The sequence below is a fragment of the Nocardioides xinjiangensis genome (genome assembly GCF_017916455.1).
In the GTDB taxonomy this organism is placed as follows: Bacteria; Actinomycetota; Actinomycetes; order Propionibacteriales; family Nocardioidaceae; genus Nocardioides; species Nocardioides xinjiangensis.
On the sequence record NZ_JAFMSY010000001.1, the window covers coordinates 1,612,525 to 1,631,035 of the forward strand.

Genomic DNA, 18,511 nt, shown 5'->3' on the forward strand with positions numbered 1-18,511 from the left:
CGACGCCGCCCGGGACCCGGACGCGATGACCGGCGCCACGGTCTACCTCCTCCTCGGACTCTCGCTGCTGCTGGCGACGGTCCTGCCCCACGCGACCCGGCGCATCGCGCTGTCGCCGCCGATGGTGCTGGTGGGCGTCGGCATGGCCTTCGGCTTCCTGCCCCTGGTCGACGAGGTGAGCCTCGACCCCGAGGAGCACCGCGAGCTCATCACGCACGTCACGGAGTTCACCGTCCTGGTCTCCCTGATGGGCGTCGGACTGGCGATCGACCGCGCCCTCGAGGCGCGGTCCTGGCGGTCGTGGCGGTCGTGGTCGCCGGTGTGGCGGCTGCTGCTGGTGACCATGCCGCTCACCATCGGCGGCGTGCTGCTGCTCGGGTGGTGGGTGGCCGGGCTCGCGCCAGCGGTCGCGCTGCTGCTGGGCGCGGTGCTCGCGCCCACCGACCCGGTGCTGGCCTCCGACGTGCAGGTCGGCGAGCCGATGACCGAGGACGTGGACCGGCCCGAGGGCGAGGACCCCGACGGGACCGAGGAGGACGACGACATCCGGTTCTCGCTCACCGCCGAGGCAGGCCTGAACGACGGCCTGGCCTTCCCCTTCGTGCACCTCGCCCTGCTGCTGCTCGCCGGCGGGTTCGGCCTGTCCGAGACGGCTGAGTGGGTCGGCTGGTACGTCGCAGGCAAGATCGCCGTGGGCGTGGCCGTGGGTGGGGCGATCGGCTGGCTGCTCGGACGCCAGGCGTTCCACGCGCGCGCCGACACGCTGCGCCTCGCCGAGGTGGGTGAGCCCCTCCTCGCCCTGGCGGCGCTGCTGGCGTCGTACGGCGCCGCCGAGCTGATCGGCGGCTACGGATTCCTCGCGGTCTTCGTGTGCGCCATGCGGCTGCGCGCCTCGCAGCGCGACCACTCCTACCAGCGCGCCATGCACGGGCTCGTGGAGCGGCTGGAACGGCTGATGACCCTGCTGGTGCTGCTCGTGCTCGGCATGGCGATGACGCAGGGCCTGCTCGACCACCTCGACTGGCGCGGCATCGTCGTGGCGCTGGCCCTCGTCCTGGTCGTGCGACCGGTCGCGGGCTACGTCGCGCTCGCGGTCCTGCCTCGCGGCGAGCAGCACGACGGCGGACTGGACCGCGGCGAGAAGCTCGCCGTGTCGTTCTTCGGCGTCCGCGGCGTCGGCTCGCTGTTCTACCTGGGCTACGCCACCAGCCACGAGCACGTGCCGGACGAGCCGTGGCTGTGGTCCACCGTCGCGTTCACGATCATCGTCTCGGTGCTGCTGCACGGGGTCACCGCAACGCCCGCCATGGCGCGCATCGACGCCCGCCGCGGTCGCGAGCCGGCGACGGCCTGAGGCGCGGGGTGCACAGGGTTCGGGTCGGGCTGGGAGAGTGGGCGCCATGGCCACCGTCCTCGTGACCGGCGCGACCGGCTTCATCGGCCGCCGGCTCGTCCCCGCCCTCCTCGACGCCGGGCACGACGTCCGTGCGATGACCCGTCGCCCCGAGTCGTACGACGGTCCGGGCGAGCCCGTCGGCGCCGACGTGATGGACGCCGAGTCGCTGGCGCCCGCCCTGCAGGACGTCGACGTCGCGGTCTACCTCGTCCACTCCCTCGACGACCCCGACTTCGAGCGCAAGGACGCCGAGGCGGCCCGCCACTTCAGCGCCGCGGCGGCCCGGGCCGGCGTGCGGCAGATCGTCTACATGGGCGGCCTCGGCGACGAGGACCACGACCTGTCGGCCCACCTGCGCTCGCGGCGCGAGGTCGAGCGGCTGCTCGGCGGGGACGGCGTGCCGGTCACGGTGCTGCGCGCCGCGATCGTCGTCGGGCACGGAGGGATCTCGTGGGAGATCACCCGCCAGCTGGTGAAGAACCTGCCCGCGATGGTGGTCCCCCGCTGGGTCGGGACGCGGACCCAGCCGATCGCGATCGACGACGTGGTCCGCTACCTCGCCGGGGTCGTCGACCACCCCGACGCGATCGGGCGGGTGTTCGAGGTCGGTGGCTCCGAGCAGCTGACCTACAAGACGATGCTGGAGGTCGCCAACGAGGTCGCCGGCGGCCGGGCGTTCCCGATCGTCGTGGTGCCGATGCTCACCCCCCGGCTCTCGTCGTACTGGCTGGCGCTGGTCACCGACGTGGACGTCACGACCGGTCGCAACCTCATCGACTCGATGTCCACCGAGGTCGTCGTGCGCGACACGTCGATCCGCGAGGTGGTCCCGGGCGAGCCGCTGTCCTACCGCGAGGCCGTGCGTCGGGCGCTGGCCGAGCAGGACGCCGCCGACTCAGAACAGCAGCGGTAGCAGGAACAGCATCGACAGCGACCAGGTGATGTGGGTGAGGATCGGCGCGAGCACCCCGCCGCTCGCCCGCCGCTCGAGGCCGCAGACGGTGCCGAGCAGGATCGCCGCGAAGGCCAGCATCACGTTGCCGGTGGCGAGCGTGGCGACCACGTAGGCGATGGTGGTCCACAGCACCGGGTGGTGCGGGATCGCGGCGTACATCGCGCCGCGGAAGAACAGCTCCTCGGCGATGCCGTTGACGAAGGTGATGGCCGCGAGCAGGGTGAGCGAGCCCTCGTCGGCGTACTCCAGGACGGAGGCGACGTAGGTGGCCAACGGCTCGATCTCGCGCACCACCAGCGCCCCGAGGACGAAGACGCCGACGATCAGCAGGCCGAGCAGGACGGGCGCGAGGATCGGGCGGATGAAGACCTCACCGTCGCCGGCGATGCGCCCGAGGTGCAGGCGCCCGGACAGGAACGCTCCGGCGGCCCAGACGCCGGCCAGCACCACGGCGGCGACGTAGAAGGTGTTGCCCCCGGGCTCGAGGCGCAGCGACCAGCCGAGGACGGTGGCACCGACGAGGACGACCGCCGCTGCCACCACCTGCCGTCGGCGCAGCGCCTCGGCGGTGTCGCGCTGGTCGCGGGGGACGACGTCCCACAACGACCGCTTGATCCAGGTGCGCATGCGGCCAGCCTAGAAAACGCTCACTCGTCGACCGTGAGGCGGCTCAGCGCGACGACGGCCTGGGCCAGGGCGTCCTGGTCGTCCGGGTCGAGGCCGTCGAGGAGCTCGCGCTGCCGCTGTGCGCCCGTGCCCCCGGCGAGCAGGCGCTCGAGCCCGTGCGACACGTGGTCGTGGTCGCCGGCGTCGCGCAGGGCGTCGCCGACGTGGTCCAGCAGCGCGCCCAGCACGTCGGCGGCCGGGCGCGACGTGCCCGTGGGCGGGTGGACGAGCTCGGCGGTGAGGCCGTGGCGTCCGGCCTTCCACCCGGCCAGCCGCACGAGCGGGGCCGGCACGTCGGGCGCCGGCACCCCCTCGGCCCACTCCCTGGCAGCGGTCTCGACGAGGGCGCGGGCGAGCGCGGCCACCAGCACCGTGTCGCGCACGTCGAGGCACACGTCGGCGGTGCGGATCTCGAGCGTCGGGTGGTGCGCCGAGAGTCGGGCGTCGGTGTAGACCATCCCCTCGTCCAGCGGCACGCCGGTGGCCAGCATCGCGTCGACGTAGCCGCGGTAGGCCTCGAGCGAGCCGAGGACCGGCATCGGGCCCGCGCTCGGCCACCGCATCTGCATCTGCCAGCGGTAGCTTTCGTAGGCGGTGTCGACGGACTGCGACCACGGCGAGTTGGCGCTCACGGCGAGCAGGAGCGGCAGCCAGGTCCGGATCCGGTCGAGGACGCCGACGCCCTCCTCGGGCCCCGACACGTCGACGTGCACGTGGCAGCCGCACACCAGCTGCTCGGCGATCATCAACCCGTAGCGCTGGGCCATCGCGTCGTAGCGCGGACTGCGCTCCATCTTGGTGTCACCGGCGAGGGGCGAGGTGCCCGAGGCCAGGACCCGGGCGCCGACCTGCAACGCGGCCGTGCGCACCCGCTCCCGCCAGGCACGCAAGGCGTGGTCGAGGGCCGGGAGGGACTCGAGCGGGGGTGTGTCGGTCTCCACCTGGGTCTGATGGAGCTCGTGCCCGAGCGAACCCCCGTGCTCGTCGCTCGGCGCCGGGTTGCGCGCGTCACGTGCCGCTGCCGCCCGGATCACCTCGGCGGCGACGTTGCGCGGTCGGCCCGAACGCGCGTCGACCAGCAGCAGCTCCTCCTCCACGCCCATCGATCGCATGGCACGATCCAAGCAGTGGCGACGGGGCGCCGCTCCATCCCTTCGGACCTCCGGCAGGTCAGCCCGCCGCGAGCAGCCGGCGCACGCGCGGGATCACTTCCTCGCCGTACAGCCGGATCGACTCCATCCGCTGCTCGTGGGGCAGCGAGCCGACGGAGTACTTCAGCTGGAACCGCGAGAGGCCGAGCGTCTGCACGGCCCAGGCGATCTTCCGGGCCACGGTGTCCGGCGAGCCGACGAACAGCGCCCCCTGGGGCGAAGCCCCCTGCTCGAACGCGATCCGGCTGTAGGGGCCCCACCCGCGCTCACGTCCGATGCGGGTGACGAGCTCGGCCTGGTGGGGGTAGAGCTGCTCGCGCGCCAGCTCGTCGGTCGCCGCGACGTGGCCGGGCGAGTGCATGCCGATCGGCAGGTCGGGGCGCCCGTACTCCGCCAGGGAGCGCCGGTAGAGGTCCGCGAGCGGCACGAACTGGGCGGGTGAGCCGCCGATGACGGCGAGCATCAGCGGCAGGCCGTGGTGGGCGGCGCGCACGACCGACTGCGGCGTGCCCCCGACGCCGATCCACGCCGGCAGCATGCCCGCGGCCGTCGTCGGGTAGACCCGCTGGTCGACCAGCGGCGGGCGGACCGTGCCCTCCCACGTCACGGGCTGCTCGGACTGCAGGGCGACGAAGAGGTCGAGCTTCTCGGCGAAGAGCCGGTCGTAGTCGGACAGCTCGAGGCCGAAGAGGCCGAAGGACTCGACGAAGGAGCCGCGACCCAGCTGCACCTCGGCGCGGCCACCCGAGACCGCGTCGAGGGTGGCGAAGCGCTGGTAGACCCGGATGGGGTCGTCGGAGGACAGCACGGTGACGCCGGTGCCGAGCCGGATCCGCTCGGTCTGCCCGGCGATCGCGGCGAGGACGACGTCGGGCGCCGAGATCGCGTAGTCGGGACGGTGGTGCTCGCCCAGGCCGACGTAGTCGACGCCGACCCGGTCGGCCAGCGCTGCCTCGGCGACGACCTCCCGGATGGCCGCGGGGTGGTTGTCCGGTGCGCCGTCGAGCGGCGCGTCGCCGAAGCTGTCCATGCCCAGGGTCGGGTGCTCGCGGGTGCCGAGCACCGCGTAGTCGAAGCTCGTGTCCGGCTCAGCCATCACGCTCGTCCTCCGCCTTCGTCGGTCGGAGGATGAACGCCGGCGCCCGCGCACGGATTCCCGTGCAGCCTCGCCAGGGATCCCCGGGCCGGCCGGGGATCCCTCACGGGCCGGTTCAGCGGCCGCGGCTGAACGAGGTGGCGCTGTGCCCGCCGCTGCTGCGCTGGCCCTGTCCGGACGCGTTGGCCGGACCGCCCTGGCCGCCGCGACGGCGGCGGCTGCCACCGCCGCCCTGGCCGTTCTGGCCGCCCTGGCCGCCGCCGGAGCGACGGCGCTGGCCGCCGGTGGAGCCGCCGGCGCTGGGGCCGCTGCCGGCGGAGCCGCCGGTCGGGTTGCCGCGTCGCGACTGGCCGTTGACCTGGCCGGCGCTGCGGGCCCGCTTGCGCTGGGCGTTGGCGCCGGTGGAGCGGCCGCCGCCGGTGGACGACGGCACGTCGACGACGAGGCCACCGGGGACGAGCGTGCGCTCGCCCGGGGCGAGCTGGACGAGCACCGGGTGGCCGGGACCGTCGACCTTCGTCGTGACCGGCTTGATGCCCGCCTGGCGGGTCAGGTCGCGCACGTCGCGCACCTGCTCGTCGGTCATGAGCGTGATGACGGTGCCCTCGTTGCCCGCGCGCGCCGTACGGCCGGAGCGGTGCAGGTAGGCCTTGTGCTCGACCGGCGGGTCGGCGTGCACGACCAGCGCGACGTCGTCGACGTGGATGCCGCGGGCGGCGATGTCGGTGGCGACCAGCGTCGTGGCGGTGCCCGAGTGGAACGCCTCCATGTTGCGGGTGCGCGCGTTCTGCGACAGGTTGCCGTGCAGCTCGACGCTCGGCACGCCCGACTTGTTGAGCTGGCGGGCCAGCGCCTTGGCGCCGTACTTGGTGCGGGTGAAGACGACCGTGCGGCCCGGCGCGCTCGTGAGGTCGACCAGCACCGGGACCCGCTGCTCGCGCGCGAGGTGCAGCACGTGGTGCGACATGGTCGCGACCGGCGACTGCGCCGAGTCGGCCTCGTGGGTGACCGGGTCGGTCAGGAACCGCTTGACCAGGACGTCGATCGCCTTGTCGAGCGTCGCCGAGAACAGCAGGCGCTGGCCCGACCGCGGGGTCTTGTCCATGATGCGGCGCACGCCGGGCAGGAACCCGAGGTCGGCCATGTGGTCGGCCTCGTCCAGCACGGTGATCTCGACGGCGGACAGGTCGGCGTGGCCCTGGCCCATGAGGTCCTCGAGGCGCCCCGGGCAGGCGATGACGATGTCGACGCCCTTCTTGAGCGCGGTGACCTGCGGGTTCTGGCCGACGCCGCCGTAGACGACGACGGTCGACAGGCCGGCGGCCTTGGCGAGCGGTGCGAGCGAGGCGTGGATCTGGCCCACGAGCTCGCGCGTCGGCGCGAGGATGAGGGCGCGGGGCTTGCGCGGCATGGCCGGCAGCTTGGACGCGTCGAGGCGGGCGACCAGCGGCAGGAGGAAGCCGTACGTCTTGCCCGAGCCGGTGCGGCCGCGGCCGAGCACGTCACGGCCGGCGAGGCTGTCGGGCAGCGTCGCGGCCTGGATGGGGGTGGGAGTGGTGATGCCCTGCTGCTCGAGGATCTGGACGAGCGAGGACGGCACGCCGAGGTCGGCGAAGGTCATGTGTTGTGCTTTCGGTTGGCGTCTCGCCACCGTGAGCCGCGAGCCATCGCGGCGTACGTGCCTCAGAGTGAGGGAGGGTGTCGCGCTCGCGACACCTGCGCCCGGGGCAAGACCGGCCGGGCGGCTGTGGTGGGAACGCTAGTGGGACCGGGGGTGTTCCCGTGAATCGGTGGCGGTGTGATGCGCGCCCGGCAGGCAGCTCGCGGTCCGTCTCGCCGCTCGCGCGCTCGAGGACGGGGCCGGACCGGCGAGCTGCCATCGAGGTGCACGTCAGGCGCAGCACACAACGGGCTCGGCCGGCTCGGCCGGCGTGTCGTCGGTGACCGTGTAGACCTCCCACCGCTCGCCGTCGGGCGCGCCACCCACCCAGAACTTCTCCTGCCGGGCATGGCAGCAGTCGGTGTCGCGCTCCTCGCTCGTCGCCAGGCCCGCCCCGGCCAGCCGGGCCTGCTCGGCGTCGACGGTGGCGACGTCCCCGACCTCGATGCCGAGGTGGTTGATGCCGCCGCCGCGGCCGGGGCTCTCGACCAGCACCAGCTTGAGCGGGGGCTCGGCGACGGCGAAGTTGGCGTAGCCCGGACGGACCTTGTGGGGCCCCGTGCCGAGCAGCGCGGAGTAGAAGGCGATGGACGCGTCGAGGTCGTCGACGTCGAGGGCGAGCTGCAGTCGGGACATCAGGTGCTCCTGTCATATAGATGGATGTCGATGTTGTGGCAGCAGGTTGCACCCTTATATCGACATCTGTCAATATCGACCCGTGTCGAAGTCCCAGCTGACCCTCACGCCGGTCGAGACCGTCGCGTGCTGCTCGCCGCTCGTGCGCGAGCCGCTCTCCGCCGAGCGGGCCGAGCGGGTCACGCCGCTGCTCAAGGCCCTGGCCGACCCCGTCCGGCTGCGCCTGGTCTCCATCGTCGCGGCGAGCGAGGGCGGCGAGGCGTGCGTGTGCGACCTCAACGACGCCTTCGACCTGTCGCAGCCGACGATCAGCCACCACCTCAAGGTGCTCCACGACGCCGGCCTGCTCGACCGGACCAAGCGCGGCGTGTGGGTCTACTACGGCGTACGCCGCGACGTGCTGGCCGACGTCGCCGCCCTCATCGGCGGGGGCGCGTGAGCCCGTCGCTGGCCGCGCGGGCCACGGCGGAGCTGGTCGGCACGGCGCTGCTCGTCGCCACCGTCGTCGGCTCGGGCGTGATGGCGACGCGGCTCACGCACGACGTCGCCGTGCAGCTGCTCGCCAACTCGCTGGCGACCGGCGCGGTCCTCGTCGCCCTCATCGTGTCCCTCCAGCCGGTCTCGGCCGCGTTCAACCCCGTCGTCACGCTCGCCGAGGTCGTCCTGCGGGTGCTGGCGCCGCGCGCGGCCGTGGCGCTCGTCGTCGCGCAGCTCCTCGGCGGGGCGATCGGCGCCGTGCTCGCCAACGTCATGTTCGACCTCGACGCGGTCAGCGTCGCGACCCGCGACCGCACCGGCGCAGGCGTCTGGACCGGCGAGGTCGTCGCGACCCTCGGACTGCTGCTGGTCGTGCTCGGCTGCGCTCGCGCGAGGCGTCCGGACGCGATCCCGTGGGCCGTGGCCGGTTGGATCGTCGCCGCCTACTGGGCCACCTCCTCCACCAGCTTCGCCAATCCGGCCGTGACCGTCGCCCGCACCCTGTCCGACTCCTTCGCAGGGATCAGCCCCGCGTCCGTGCCGATGTTCGTGCTGATGCAGCTGCTGGGCGGCGCCGTCGCCCTGGGCGTTATGCGGCTGCTGCACCCGAGCCCCCCGAGCCCCCTGGAGGCCACCGATGGCTGAGACCACCGTCCTGTTCGTGTGCGTGCACAACGCCGGCCGCTCCCAGATGGCCGCCGGCTGGCTGCGCCACCTCGCCGGCGACCGCGTCCGGGTGCTGTCCGCAGGCTCCGCACCGGCCGACGGCGTCAACCCCGTCGCGGTCGCGGCGATGGCCGAGGTCGGCATCGACATCGCGGGGCGGCAGCCCGAGCTGCTCAGCGACGCGGCCGTGCAGGAGTCCGACGTCGTGATCACGATGGGTTGCGGCGACGCCTGCCCCTTCCACCCGGGCAAGCGCTACGAGGACTGGGCGCTCGACGACCCCGCCGGCCAGGGCATCGAGACCGTCCGGCCGATCCGCGACGAGATCCGGCGGCGGGTCGAGGAGCTCATCGCCTCGCTGGACTGACGGCGCTCAGGCGCTCTGCCGGTGCACCGGCGTCGGCGGGATGACGGGCGTCACAGGTCACGCCCAGCGCAGCACGCCGTCGTCGAGCCGGGCGGTGCGCAGCGCCACGGCGTCGTGCAGGTAGCTCTGCTTGAGCGTCCACGGCGCGGCCGTCCCCTGGCGGGGCAGGGTGTGCACCGCCCGCTGGACGTAGCCGGCGTCGAAGTCCATCAGCGGCACCTCGGCCATCGACTCGTCGCGTACCGGGACGACCGAGCGCGCGCCGGTGGACCGCATGCGCTGCAGCAGCCGGACGACGTACTCGGCGACGAGGTCGGCCTTCAGCGTCCAGGAGGCGTTGGTGTAGCCGATGGTGAAGGCGAAGTTGGGCACGCCCGAGAGCATCATCGCCCGGTAGGCCATGGTCTCGTGCAGCTTGACGGCCTCCCCGTCGACGCTGAGCTCGGCGCCGCCGAAGACCTGGAGGTTCAGGCCGGTGGCCGTCACGACCACGTCGGCCTCGAGCCGCTCGCCCGAGGCGAGCTCGAGACCGGTCTCGGTGAAGGTCTGGATGCGGTCGGTGACCACCGAGGCGGCACCCGACCGGATGGCCCTGAAGAGGTCACCGTCCGGCACCAGGCACAGCCGCTGGTCCCACGGGTCGTAGGACGGCTTGAAGTGGGTGTCGACGGCGTACCCGGGCGGCAGCTGTGCGACGTTGGCCTTGCGCACGATCCTGCGCACGAGGTCCGGTCGCGAGCGGCTGAGCTTGTAGAGCGCGGACTGGACCGCGATGTTCTTCCACCGCGTGACGGCGTACGACGCGCCCTCGCCCAGGATCGGCGTCAGCCGGGCCTTGACCGCGTCCTCGGCGGGCACGGACAGGACGTAGGTCGGCGAGCGCTGCAGCATCGTCACGTGCGCCGCGCCCCGCGCCGCGATCGCCGGCACCAGCGTCACCGCGGTCGCGCCGGAGCCGATGACGACGACCCGCTTGCCCGCGAGGTCGAGGTCCCCGGGCCAGTGCTGCGGGTGGACGAGCCGACCCCCGAAGCGCTCCCGGCCCGCGAAGTGCGGCGCGTGGCCCTGGTCGTAGTCGTAGTAGCCGCTGCACGCCCACAGGAAGTTCGCGGTCGTCGTGCGCGGCTCGCCGTCGACCACGGCCGTCACCGTCCAGCGCGCGGCGGCCGAGTCCCAGGCGGCGGAGGTGACGTGGTGGCCGTAGCGGATGTGCCGGTCGACGCCGTACTCCCGTGCGGTGTCGCGCACGTAGCGCAGGATCGAGGCGCCGTCGGCCAGCGTGGTCTCGCCGCGCCACGGCCGGAAGCGGTAGCCGAGGGTGTGCATGTCGGAGTCGGAGCGGATCCCCGGGTAGCGGAACAGGTCCCACGTCCCGCCGCTAGCCGCGCGACGCTCCAGCACGGCGTACGACGTCCCCGGCAGGTCCTTGGCGAGGTGGGCCGCCGCGCCGACGCCCGAGAGGCCCGCTCCGATGATCAGCACGTCCACGTGCTCGACAGCAGTCACGCCCCGAGCCTAGGCGACGCGGACGACGATCCGTAACTGCGAGTTACACCTGCCGGAGGTCGCGCGCCATCGCGACCAGCCCGAGCACGGGGCCGGGGAGCAGGAGCCACGAGACGTGGGCACCGAGGTCGCCGACGAGCGCCGTGCCGAGCGCGATGGCGCCGATGGTGAGCCCGAACCCCAGGCCGTTCTGGATGGCGAGCGCGCTGCCCACGAGGTGCGGGGGGCAGGCCCGGGCCGACAGCGCGGAGAACTGCGCCGAGTCGGCGACGACGGCGACACCCCACACGAGCAGCAGCGCGAGCACGACGGCCGTCGGCGCGGGTGCTGCGAGGGGGAAGGTCAGGCAGCAGACGCCCGAGACCGTCAGCGCCGTGGCCGCGACGCGGACACCGCCGACGCGGCGGCTCCACAGCCCGCCGGCGACGGACCCGGCGGCGCCGATCCCGATGACGGCGAAGGACCAGCCGCTGACGCGGGCACCCCCGCCGTCGAGCACGCCCGCCAGGAGCAGCGGCACGAGGGTCCAGAAGGCGTACAGCTCCCACATGTGGCCGAAGTAGCCGAGCGCGGCGCCCCGGTAGGCCGGCAGGCGGAACGCTCCGAGCACGGCGCCGGGTCGCCACCCGCTCCGCCTGCCCCGGGGCAGGTGCGGGCCGTCGCCGAGGGACAGGACCACCGCCCCGGCGAGGAGGGCGAGCACCGAGGACGCGAGCACGGTCCCCTCCCAGGGCCACCCCACGCCGACCGACGTCACCAGGTGGGGCAGGGCGGTGCCCAGCGTCAGCATGCCGACGAGCCAGCCCAGCGCCTCGCCGGACCGTGCCGGAGCCCACGACACGACCAGCTTCATGCCGAGGGGGTAGATGCCGGCCAGGCTCAGGCCGGTGACGAACCGCCACGCCGTCCCGGCGCCCGTGCCGTCGGCCAGCAGCGCGAACCCCGCGTTGCTCGCGGCGCCCAGCACGCACGCGGCCGCGAAGATCCGGCTGGCCGGGAAGCGGTCGGCCAGGCTGGTCACCGCCGCCAGGACCGTGCCCAGCGCGAAGCCGGACTGCACGGCGATCGTGAGCCGGCCGAGGTCGTCGTCGGTGAGCGCCCACACCTCCCGGAGGTCGGCGGCAGCGGCATTGGCGCTGAACCACAGCGACGTGCCGAGCAGCTGCGCGACCACGACGAGCGGCACGGCGTGGCGGGCCCGCCACGCTCCGCGCGCTCCCCCGGCTGCCTCGTGCCGCTCGTCCGGCGACGGCCTCATGCCTGGGTCGCGGCGCCCGAGGCGAGCAGCGCGTCGACGTCGGCCACGCCCCAGGCCGCGAGCGCCTCGCGGGTGTGCTCGCCCGGGAGCGGTGGCGGCGCGCCCAGGGTGGCGCGGGTGCGCGAGAACCGCGGGGCGGGCGCCGGCTGCACCACCCCGTCCGGGGCCACGAAGGTGCCGCGGGCCGCCAGGTGCGGGTGGTGCGGCGCGTCCGCCAGGCGTACGACCGGCGCGACGCAGGCGTCGGTGCCGTCGAACGTCGCGGCCCACTCGGCCTGCGTGCGCTCCTTGAAGCGCGCGGCCAGCGCTGCCCGGATCGCGGCGTGGTTGGCCGGGTCGTCGCGGTCGGGGAGGTCGACCCCGACGCGCTCGACGAAGGCCGCCCAGAACTGCGGCTCGAGCGCCGCGAGGCTGACGTGCTCGCCGTCGGCCGTCTCGTAGAGGTTGTACCACGGGACCCCGCCGTCGAGCAGCCCGGCAGCGCGCCTGCCGGTGGCCATCCCGGCGGCCGCGAAGGCCGACGCGATGGCGTTGAGGTGGGCGGTGCCGTCCACGATCGCCGCGTCGACGACCTGGCCCGTGCCACTGGTGCGCGCCTCGAGGAGGGCGGCGAGGATGCCGACCACGAGGTACGTCGAGCCGCCGCCGAAGTCGCCGAGCAGGTTGCCCGGGAAGTGCGGGCGGTCCGGGTCCTGGCCGAGCCCGTGGAGGGCGCCGGTGACCGCGACGTAGTTCATGTCGTGACCCGCCGCCGAGGCCCACGGGCCGTCCTGGCCCCAGCCGGTCATCCGCCCGACCACGAGGCGCGGGTTGCGCGCCCAGCAGTCCTCGGGGCCGAGGCCCATCCGCTCGGCGGTGCCGGGCCGCATGCCCTCGACGAGCACGTCGGCCTCCGCGACGAGGTCGAGCACCGTCGCCACCGCCTCGGGGTGCTTGAGGTCGAGCGCGACGCTGGGCCGACCTCGGTTGAGCAGGTCCGAGCGGCCGCCGGCGAACATGCCGCCGCCCGGGCGGTCGACGCGGATCACGTCGGCGCCGAGGTCGGCGAGGAGCATGCACGCGTGGGGCCCCGGCCCGATGCCGGCCAGCTCGACCACCTTGACGCCCCGCAGCGGACCGGTGCCGTGACCCAGCTCGTACGCCATGCGGACGATCATGACACCGGCGCTGTCAGGGTCGCGAGCGCCGTCGTCGCCGACCACGCCGCGAGCGAAGGCTTGCAACTCGTTGCATAGGTGGGCACACTGCCCGTCATGCCCCTCGAGCACGCCCTCCTCGTCGCGCTCAGCGAGCGTTCCGCGAGCGGGCTCGAGCTCACCCGGCGCTTCGAGAAGTCGCTGGGCTTCTTCTGGCACGCCACCCACCAGCAGATCTACCGCGTCCTGGGACGGATGGAGGCCGACGGCTGGGTGAGCGTGGAGGTCGTCGAGCAGGAGGGCCGCCCCGACAAGCGGGTCCACACCCCGTCGCCGGAGGGCCGCCGGGTGCTCGCCGAGTGGCTGGCCACGCCCATCCCGCCGGAGACCTTCCGCAGCGAGCTCGCGGTGAAGCTGCGCGGAGCGTCGTACGGCGACCGCGCGACGCTCACCGCGCACCTCGTGGAGGTCCGCGCCGACCACGCGGCCCGGCTCGCGCACTACGAGACGCTCGAGCACGAGCAGTTCCCTGACCCCGGGTCGCTCCTAGGGCCCGGGCTCGACCAGTGGCTGGTGCTGCGCGGCGGCATCCGGCTCGAGCGGTTCTGGGTCGAGTGGATCACCGAGTACCTGCAGGCCCACGAAGGAGCCACATGACGCACCCCCGCTACCCCCACCTGCTCGAGCCGCTGACCCTCGGTGCCGGTCCGGACGCGCTGACGCTGCGCAACCGGGTGGTCATGGGGTCGATGCACACCGGGCTCGAGGACCGCCCGTGGGACATCGACAGGCTCGGCGCGTTCTTCGCCGAGCGGGCGCGCGGCGGCGTCGGCCTCATCGTCACCGGCGGGTACGCCCCGACCAAGCGCGGCTGGCTCAAGCCGTTCGCCTCCGAGATGACCAACCGCCTGCACGCGATGCGCCACGAGCGGATCACCGGGGCGGTGCACGACGCCGGCGGCGCGGTCGCGCTGCAGGTGCTGCACGCGGGCCGCTACGGCTACCACCCGCTCTCCCAAAGCGCGTCCGCCCGCAAGTCGCCGATCACGCCGTTCACGCCGAGTGCCATGTCGAGCCGGGAGGTCGACCGCACGGCCACGGCCTTCGCCCGGAGCGTCGCGCTGGCGCGCAAGGCCGGCTACGACGCCGTCGAGGTCATGGGCTCGGAGGGCTACCTCCTCAACCAGTTCCTCGCCGCGCGCACCAACGACCGCGACGACGAGTGGGGCGGCTCCCCCGCGCGCCGGATGCGCTTCGCCGTCGAGGTCGTCCGCCGCTCGCGCGAGCTGGTCGGCGGGGACTTCCCGATCGTCTACCGGATCTCGCTGCTCGACCTCGTCGAGGGCGGCCAGACGTGGGAGGAGACCGCCGAGCTCGCGCTGCGCCTGCAGGACGCCGGCGTCACCGTGTTCAACACCGGCATCGGCTGGCACGAGGCGCGGGTGCCCACGATCATCACGCAGGTCCCGCGCGGGGCGTGGCGCTCGTGCACCGCCCGGCTCAAGCAGGTCGTCGACGTCCCGGTCTGCGCGTCCAACCGGATCAACACGCCCGAGCTCGCCGAGGACATCCTGGCCTCGGGGGAGGCCGACCTGGTGTCGATGGCCCGCCCGCTGCTCGCCGACCCGGCCTTCGTCGGCAAGGCGATGGACGAGCGTGCCGACGAGATCAACACCTGCATCGCCTGCAACCAGGCGTGCCTCGACCACGTGTTCAGCAACGAGCGGGCGTCCTGCCTGGTCAACCCGCGCGCGTGCCGGGAGACCGAGCTGGTGCTGCTGCCGGTCCCGTCGGTGCGCGCGCCGGCCCCCTCCGCTGCGTCATCCGGAGCCGCGCCCACGGGTGCGGGTCCGCATGACGTCGCGCGGCGGCCCACCCTCGCGGTCGTCGGTGCGGGACCGGCCGGCCTGGCGGCCGCGACGGCCGCGGCGGAGCGGGGCTTCGAGGTGACGCTGTTCGAGAGGTCGCCCGAGATCGGCGGGCAGTTCCGCCTCGCGATGGAGGTCCCCGGCAAGGAGGACTTCGCCGACACGCTGCGCTACTTCGGTCGCCGGCTCGAGGTGCTCGGGGTGGACGTACGCCTCGGCGTGGAGGCGACGGCCGACGACGTCGCCGGCTTCGACGATGTCGTCGTCGCGACCGGCGTGGAGCCGCGGATGCCGGCCATCCCGGGCATCGAGCACCCTTGCGTCGCGTCGTACGCCGACGTGCTGAGCGGCGCGGTCGTCCCGGGTCGCCGCGTGGTCGTGATCGGCGCCGGCGGCATCGGCGTCGACGTGAGCGTCTTCCTCACGCACGAGGAGGAGGACCTGGAGGACTGGATGGCCCACTGGGGCGTCGGCGACCCCGCGCTCCACGAGGGCGGGCTGACCGAGCCCAAGCCACGCAGCCCTGCCCGCGAGGTGACGCTCGTGCAGCGCAAGACCACGCCGATCGGCATCGGCCTCGGCCGGACGTCGGGCTGGGCGCACCGGGCGGTGCTCAGGCAGTCCCAGGTCACCCAGGTCAGCGGCGCGACGTACGACCGCATCGACGACGACGGCCTGCACGTCACCGTCGACGGCGTCGCCCGGGTGATCGAGGCCGACACCATCGTGGTCTGCGCCGGCCAGGACTCCGTGCGCTCCCTCTACGACGCGCTGGACCGCGAGGCGCACCTGGTCGGCGGCGCCGACCTGGCGGCCGAGCTCGACGCGAAGCGCGCGATCAGGCAGGGCACCGAGGTCGTCGCGGCGCTCTGAAGCCTCGGGCACGTGTCGGACTCGCGACCCGAGCGCTGCCCGGGTGCACCGGCGGCACCGGCGGGCCGCACCTGACGATCCGGCCCGCCGGGCAACCCCTGCCGATGTGGTCGTACCACTGTTCACGGATCCCGGTCGCCGCGCAGGTCGAGCCTGCGGAGCCCGGCCGCCCCAGGGGTGAGGCGAGGACTCGAGTCCAGGCGGGCCGTCGGGCGGCACGAGGGCTCAATCGTCCCGGCGGCTGGGCGGATCCGGCCGCGCCGCGGGCTCAGGCCAGCGGCGGGAGCGTCACGACCTGGCCGGCGTAGCTCAGGCCGGCGCCGAACGCGATCAGCAGCGCGGTGTCGCCGGCCGAGGCCTCGTCCTGGCGGAGCATCGCCTCCATGGCGAGCGGCACCGACGCGGCCGAGGTGTTGCCGGCGTCGATGACGTCGGTCGCGACCGCGACCGAGTCGGGCAGGTCGATCTTCTTCGCGAGGGTCTGCGTGATGCGCAGGTTGGCCTGGTGCGGAATGAAGGCGTCGAGCTCGTCGACCGAGACGCCGGCCAGGCGCAGCGCCTCGTGGGCGACGTCCGCCATCGCGAACGGCGCCCACCGGAACACCGCGGTCCCCTCCATCTGCACGACCGGGTGGCCCGTCGACCCGTGCCCGCCGAGGCAGCTGGGCGACTGGGTGATGACGTGCGCCTGCGACCCGTCCGAGCCCCACGCGGTCGGGCCGATGCCCGGGGCGTCGGACGGTCCCACGACCACGGCGCCCGCACCGTCGGCGAAGATGAAGGCGGTGCCGCGGTCCGTCGGGTCCATGAACCGGCTGAGCTGCTCCACGCCGACCACGAGGACGTACGTCTCTGCGCCGGCGCGCACCATGGAGGCGGCCAGGTTCAGCGCGTGGCAGAAGCCCGCACACCCGGCCGAGATGTCGAAGGCCGCAGCGGTGATGCCGAGGTTGGTCGCGACCTGCGGCGCCGCGGCCGGGGTGTGCTCCGGATGGGTGGAGGTCGCGACGATGACGCACCCGAGCTGGGCGGCGTCCACGCCGGCGGCCGCGAGGGCGCGCTCCGCGGCGGCGGTCGACATGCCGATGAGCGTCTCGTCCTCGCCCGCGAAGCGCCGCGTGCGGATGCCCGAGCGCGTCTGGATCCACTCGTCGGAGGAGTCCAGGACCTCGCAGATCTCGTCGTTGGTGACGACCCGCTGCGGGCGGAACACGCCCAGGCCGAGCATCGCGGCGTGGGTGAGGTCGGTGGACTGCTGGATCGTCATGGCGCGAGCATAGGCAGGGGCACGGGCAGCGGTACGAATCGGCCAGCCGGCTAGCGCGGACCGTCCGGCTGCGTCTCCGGGATCGGCGAGTCGGGCACCTGACCCGGGTCGATCGGGCTGACGTCGGGGTCGCCGGAGGGCACGACCGTGGGCTCGACCTCGGGCTCGCTCGGTGTGGTGGTCATCCGTCAGTCGTACGCCGCCGGCAGCGCTCGCGCAACGGCCGGTCACCCCTTGTGATGGGCCGAGCCCCGCCGAGCCGCCCCCTCGCGGAGCCGCCCCCGAGCCGCCCCCGCGCGGGTAACGCCGCCAAGACGGCACTCCCGCCCCCACCGGTGGGGGCGGGAGTGCACGTTTCGAGGCGTTACCCGAAGGAGGAAGACCACGGCGGACGTCCGGCAGCGGCAGAGGGAGCGCAGGCGGCGTCGCCGGGCTGCTCGCACGCGGCGCGACCCGTCCGCGCGAGCAGCCGCACTGGACGGCGCTCGCCCGCCCAAGGGCGACGAGCTCTGCGAGCCCGGCCGGACCGAGGGCCCTGTCGGGCCCCGAGCGGATCAGCGCGGCCTGCGGCGCTCCTGCACCTTCTGCATGGCCGCCCTGATCTTGGCCTGGTTGTGCGGCTTGCGCGCCTCGTCGTAGACCTTCTTCGCGATGCCGAGCGCCGCGATCTTCTTCGCCATACCCATGTCCCGACCGTACCCAGCAGCAGCAAGGGTGATCCCCACCCATCCGTGACGCGGGCCACTCCGAAGCACCGGCGAGCCGCCGGTCCGGGCGGCCCCGCCGACGAAGGGTCACACGCTCATGCGCCTCCCCGCTCTCCGCCGCCCGTCCCCCTCCATGGCCGTCTCGGTCATGGCGCTGGTCGTGGCCTCCACCGGGACCTCGTACGCCACCGGTCTGATCGGCTCCGCCGACATCCGCAACGACTCCGTCCAGTCGCGAGACGTCAAGGACCGGACCCTCAAGGGCCGCGACCTGAAGAACGGCGTCATCGGCTCGAACAAGGTCCGCAACGGGTCACTCAAGTCGAAGGACTTCTCGGCCGGCCAGCTCCCCGCCGGTCCCCAGGGCCCGGCCGGCGTCGGACGCTGGGCGCTGGTCGACGCGACCGGGGCGATCGTGGCGCAGTCGGGCGGGTTCTCGGTGACCGCCGCCTACCCGACCCTCGCGCCGTCCGGCGCCGACACCGCGGGGCTCCGCGCCAACGGCAACGTCTACATCAACGCGGGCGAGAACCTGGCCGACAACGGCATCCTCGCCGTCGTCGCGCTGCAGAACACGGTGGACCAGAACGGCGACTCGATCACCAACGGCCGCGCCGCGGGCGCGGACGCGAACCCGGAGTTCTCCGGCGAGATCACCGCGGCGATGTGCCAGCCCGGCGTGGTCAACTGCGCGCCCCCCGGCACCGGCAACGCCAACCACCTCGTGGTGAGCCCGCGCAACAGCGACGGCAGCGTCACCACCGACGGCACCCGGAAGCGGTTCTACGTCGTGGTGACCGGGAACTCCGCCGACCGCGGCTGAGCC

General features: G+C 73.9%; 19 protein-coding genes. 8 read left to right on the top strand and 11 right to left on the bottom strand.

Annotation, left to right across the window (positions count from 1 at the left end; all coding sequences use genetic code 11):
- Positions 1 to 25: 25 nt before the first annotated feature.
- Together J3P38_RS07665 and J3P38_RS07670 are read left to right on the top strand one after the other, a co-directional pair.
- Entirely contained in the window at positions 26 to 1,354 is a 1,329-nt protein-coding gene (locus J3P38_RS07665; protein WP_210503171.1) for a cation:proton antiporter, read from the top strand.
- Positions 1,355 to 1,400: 46 nt separating this feature from the next.
- Positions 1,401 to 2,309: an NAD(P)H-binding protein gene (locus J3P38_RS07670; RefSeq protein WP_210503172.1), complete on the top strand. Its 909-nt coding sequence runs from the start codon at positions 1,401 to 1,403 to the stop codon at positions 2,307 to 2,309.
- On the opposite strand, the gene J3P38_RS07675 is transcribed toward J3P38_RS07670, so the two are convergent.
- From J3P38_RS07675 to J3P38_RS07695, 5 genes are all read right to left on the bottom strand, one after another.
- A complete protein-coding gene (locus J3P38_RS07675; RefSeq protein WP_210439233.1) occupies positions 2,292 to 2,978 on the bottom strand; it encodes a CPBP family intramembrane glutamic endopeptidase in 687 nt (228 codons plus the stop codon). The two genes, J3P38_RS07670 and J3P38_RS07675, sit on opposite strands and share 18 nt — an antisense overlap.
- 20 nt (positions 2,979 to 2,998) lie before the next feature.
- Positions 2,999 to 4,129 (bottom strand): glutamate--cysteine ligase, encoded by a 1,131-nt coding sequence (locus J3P38_RS07680; protein WP_210503173.1) that lies wholly within the window; start codon positions 4,127 to 4,129, stop codon positions 2,999 to 3,001.
- A gap of 58 nt (positions 4,130 to 4,187) precedes the next feature.
- Positions 4,188 to 5,264, bottom strand: a complete 1,077-nt coding sequence (locus J3P38_RS07685; RefSeq protein WP_210503174.1) for an LLM class flavin-dependent oxidoreductase — start codon at positions 5,262 to 5,264, stop codon at positions 4,188 to 4,190.
- 115 nt (positions 5,265 to 5,379) lie between these two features.
- Entirely contained in the window at positions 5,380 to 6,885 is a 1,506-nt protein-coding gene (locus J3P38_RS07690; RefSeq protein WP_210503175.1) for a DEAD/DEAH box helicase, read from the bottom strand.
- A gap of 270 nt (positions 6,886 to 7,155) precedes the next feature.
- Complete coding sequence (locus tag J3P38_RS07695) at positions 7,156 to 7,560, bottom strand: ArsI/CadI family heavy metal resistance metalloenzyme (RefSeq protein WP_210503176.1); 405 nt, start codon at positions 7,558 to 7,560, stop codon at positions 7,156 to 7,158.
- A gap of 82 nt (positions 7,561 to 7,642) precedes the next feature.
- On the opposite strand from J3P38_RS07695, the gene J3P38_RS07700 reads away from it, so the two are divergent.
- The 3 genes from J3P38_RS07700 to J3P38_RS07710 are packed head-to-tail and all read left to right on the top strand — an operon-like array spanning position 7,643 to position 9,070.
- Positions 7,643 to 7,999, top strand: coding sequence for a metalloregulator ArsR/SmtB family transcription factor (locus J3P38_RS07700; protein WP_307807791.1), 357 nt, complete (start codon positions 7,643 to 7,645; stop codon positions 7,997 to 7,999).
- Positions 7,996 to 8,682, top strand: a complete 687-nt coding sequence (locus J3P38_RS07705; protein WP_307807792.1) for an aquaporin — start codon at positions 7,996 to 7,998, stop codon at positions 8,680 to 8,682. The genes J3P38_RS07700 and J3P38_RS07705 overlap by 4 nt, the downstream gene beginning before the upstream one ends.
- Positions 8,675 to 9,070, top strand: a complete 396-nt coding sequence (locus J3P38_RS07710; RefSeq protein WP_210439239.1) for an arsenate reductase ArsC — start codon at positions 8,675 to 8,677, stop codon at positions 9,068 to 9,070. Before J3P38_RS07705 ends, J3P38_RS07710 begins: the two co-directional genes overlap by 8 nt.
- Positions 9,071 to 9,127: 57 nt before the next feature.
- On the opposite strand, the gene J3P38_RS07715 is transcribed toward J3P38_RS07710, so the two are convergent.
- From J3P38_RS07715 to J3P38_RS07725, 3 genes are read right to left on the bottom strand one after another with little or no spacing between them, the layout of a single operon-like run.
- The gene (locus J3P38_RS07715; RefSeq protein ID WP_210503178.1) at positions 9,128 to 10,576 is read right to left on the bottom strand and encodes a flavin-containing monooxygenase; all 1,449 of its coding nucleotides are present in this window, start codon (positions 10,574 to 10,576) and stop codon (positions 9,128 to 9,130) included.
- A 43-nt stretch (positions 10,577 to 10,619) separates the two neighbouring features.
- On the bottom strand, positions 10,620 to 11,834 hold the full coding sequence (locus J3P38_RS07720; protein ID WP_210503179.1) for an MFS transporter: 1,215 nt from the start codon (positions 11,832 to 11,834) through the stop codon (positions 10,620 to 10,622).
- Complete coding sequence (locus tag J3P38_RS07725) at positions 11,831 to 12,979, bottom strand: CaiB/BaiF CoA transferase family protein (RefSeq protein WP_282595335.1); 1,149 nt, start codon at positions 12,977 to 12,979, stop codon at positions 11,831 to 11,833. Before J3P38_RS07725 ends, J3P38_RS07720 begins: the two co-directional genes overlap by 4 nt.
- Before the next feature lie 108 nt (positions 12,980 to 13,087).
- Between J3P38_RS07725 and J3P38_RS07730 the strand changes: the two genes are divergently transcribed.
- Both J3P38_RS07730 and J3P38_RS07735 read left to right on the top strand, forming a co-directional pair.
- Positions 13,088 to 13,627 carry a PadR family transcriptional regulator gene (locus tag J3P38_RS07730; protein WP_210503180.1) on the top strand — a complete coding sequence of 180 codons (540 nt, stop codon included), beginning with the start codon at positions 13,088 to 13,090 and terminating at the stop codon, positions 13,625 to 13,627.
- Positions 13,624 to 15,711, top strand: a complete 2,088-nt coding sequence (locus J3P38_RS07735; RefSeq protein ID WP_210503181.1) for an NADPH-dependent 2,4-dienoyl-CoA reductase — start codon at positions 13,624 to 13,626, stop codon at positions 15,709 to 15,711. The genes J3P38_RS07730 and J3P38_RS07735 overlap by 4 nt, the downstream gene beginning before the upstream one ends.
- 268 nt (positions 15,712 to 15,979) lie before the next feature.
- Here J3P38_RS07735 and J3P38_RS07740 read toward each other — a convergent pair whose 3' ends face one another.
- From J3P38_RS07740 to J3P38_RS18050, 3 genes are all read right to left on the bottom strand, one after another.
- Entirely contained in the window at positions 15,980 to 16,978 is a 999-nt protein-coding gene (locus J3P38_RS07740; RefSeq protein ID WP_210503182.1) for a beta-ketoacyl-ACP synthase III, read from the bottom strand.
- A gap of 50 nt (positions 16,979 to 17,028) precedes the next feature.
- Positions 17,029 to 17,163, bottom strand: coding sequence for a hypothetical protein (locus J3P38_RS18045; protein WP_282593971.1), 135 nt, complete (start codon positions 17,161 to 17,163; stop codon positions 17,029 to 17,031).
- A 369-nt stretch (positions 17,164 to 17,532) separates the two neighbouring features.
- The gene (locus J3P38_RS18050) at positions 17,533 to 17,664 is read right to left on the bottom strand and encodes a hypothetical protein (protein WP_282593972.1); all 132 of its coding nucleotides are present in this window, start codon (positions 17,662 to 17,664) and stop codon (positions 17,533 to 17,535) included.
- A 118-nt stretch (positions 17,665 to 17,782) separates the two neighbouring features.
- Between J3P38_RS18050 and J3P38_RS07745 the strand changes: the two genes are divergently transcribed.
- Positions 17,783 to 18,508, top strand: a complete 726-nt coding sequence (locus tag J3P38_RS07745) for a hypothetical protein (RefSeq protein WP_210439245.1) — start codon at positions 17,783 to 17,785, stop codon at positions 18,506 to 18,508.
- Positions 18,509 to 18,511 lie beyond the last annotated feature (3 nt).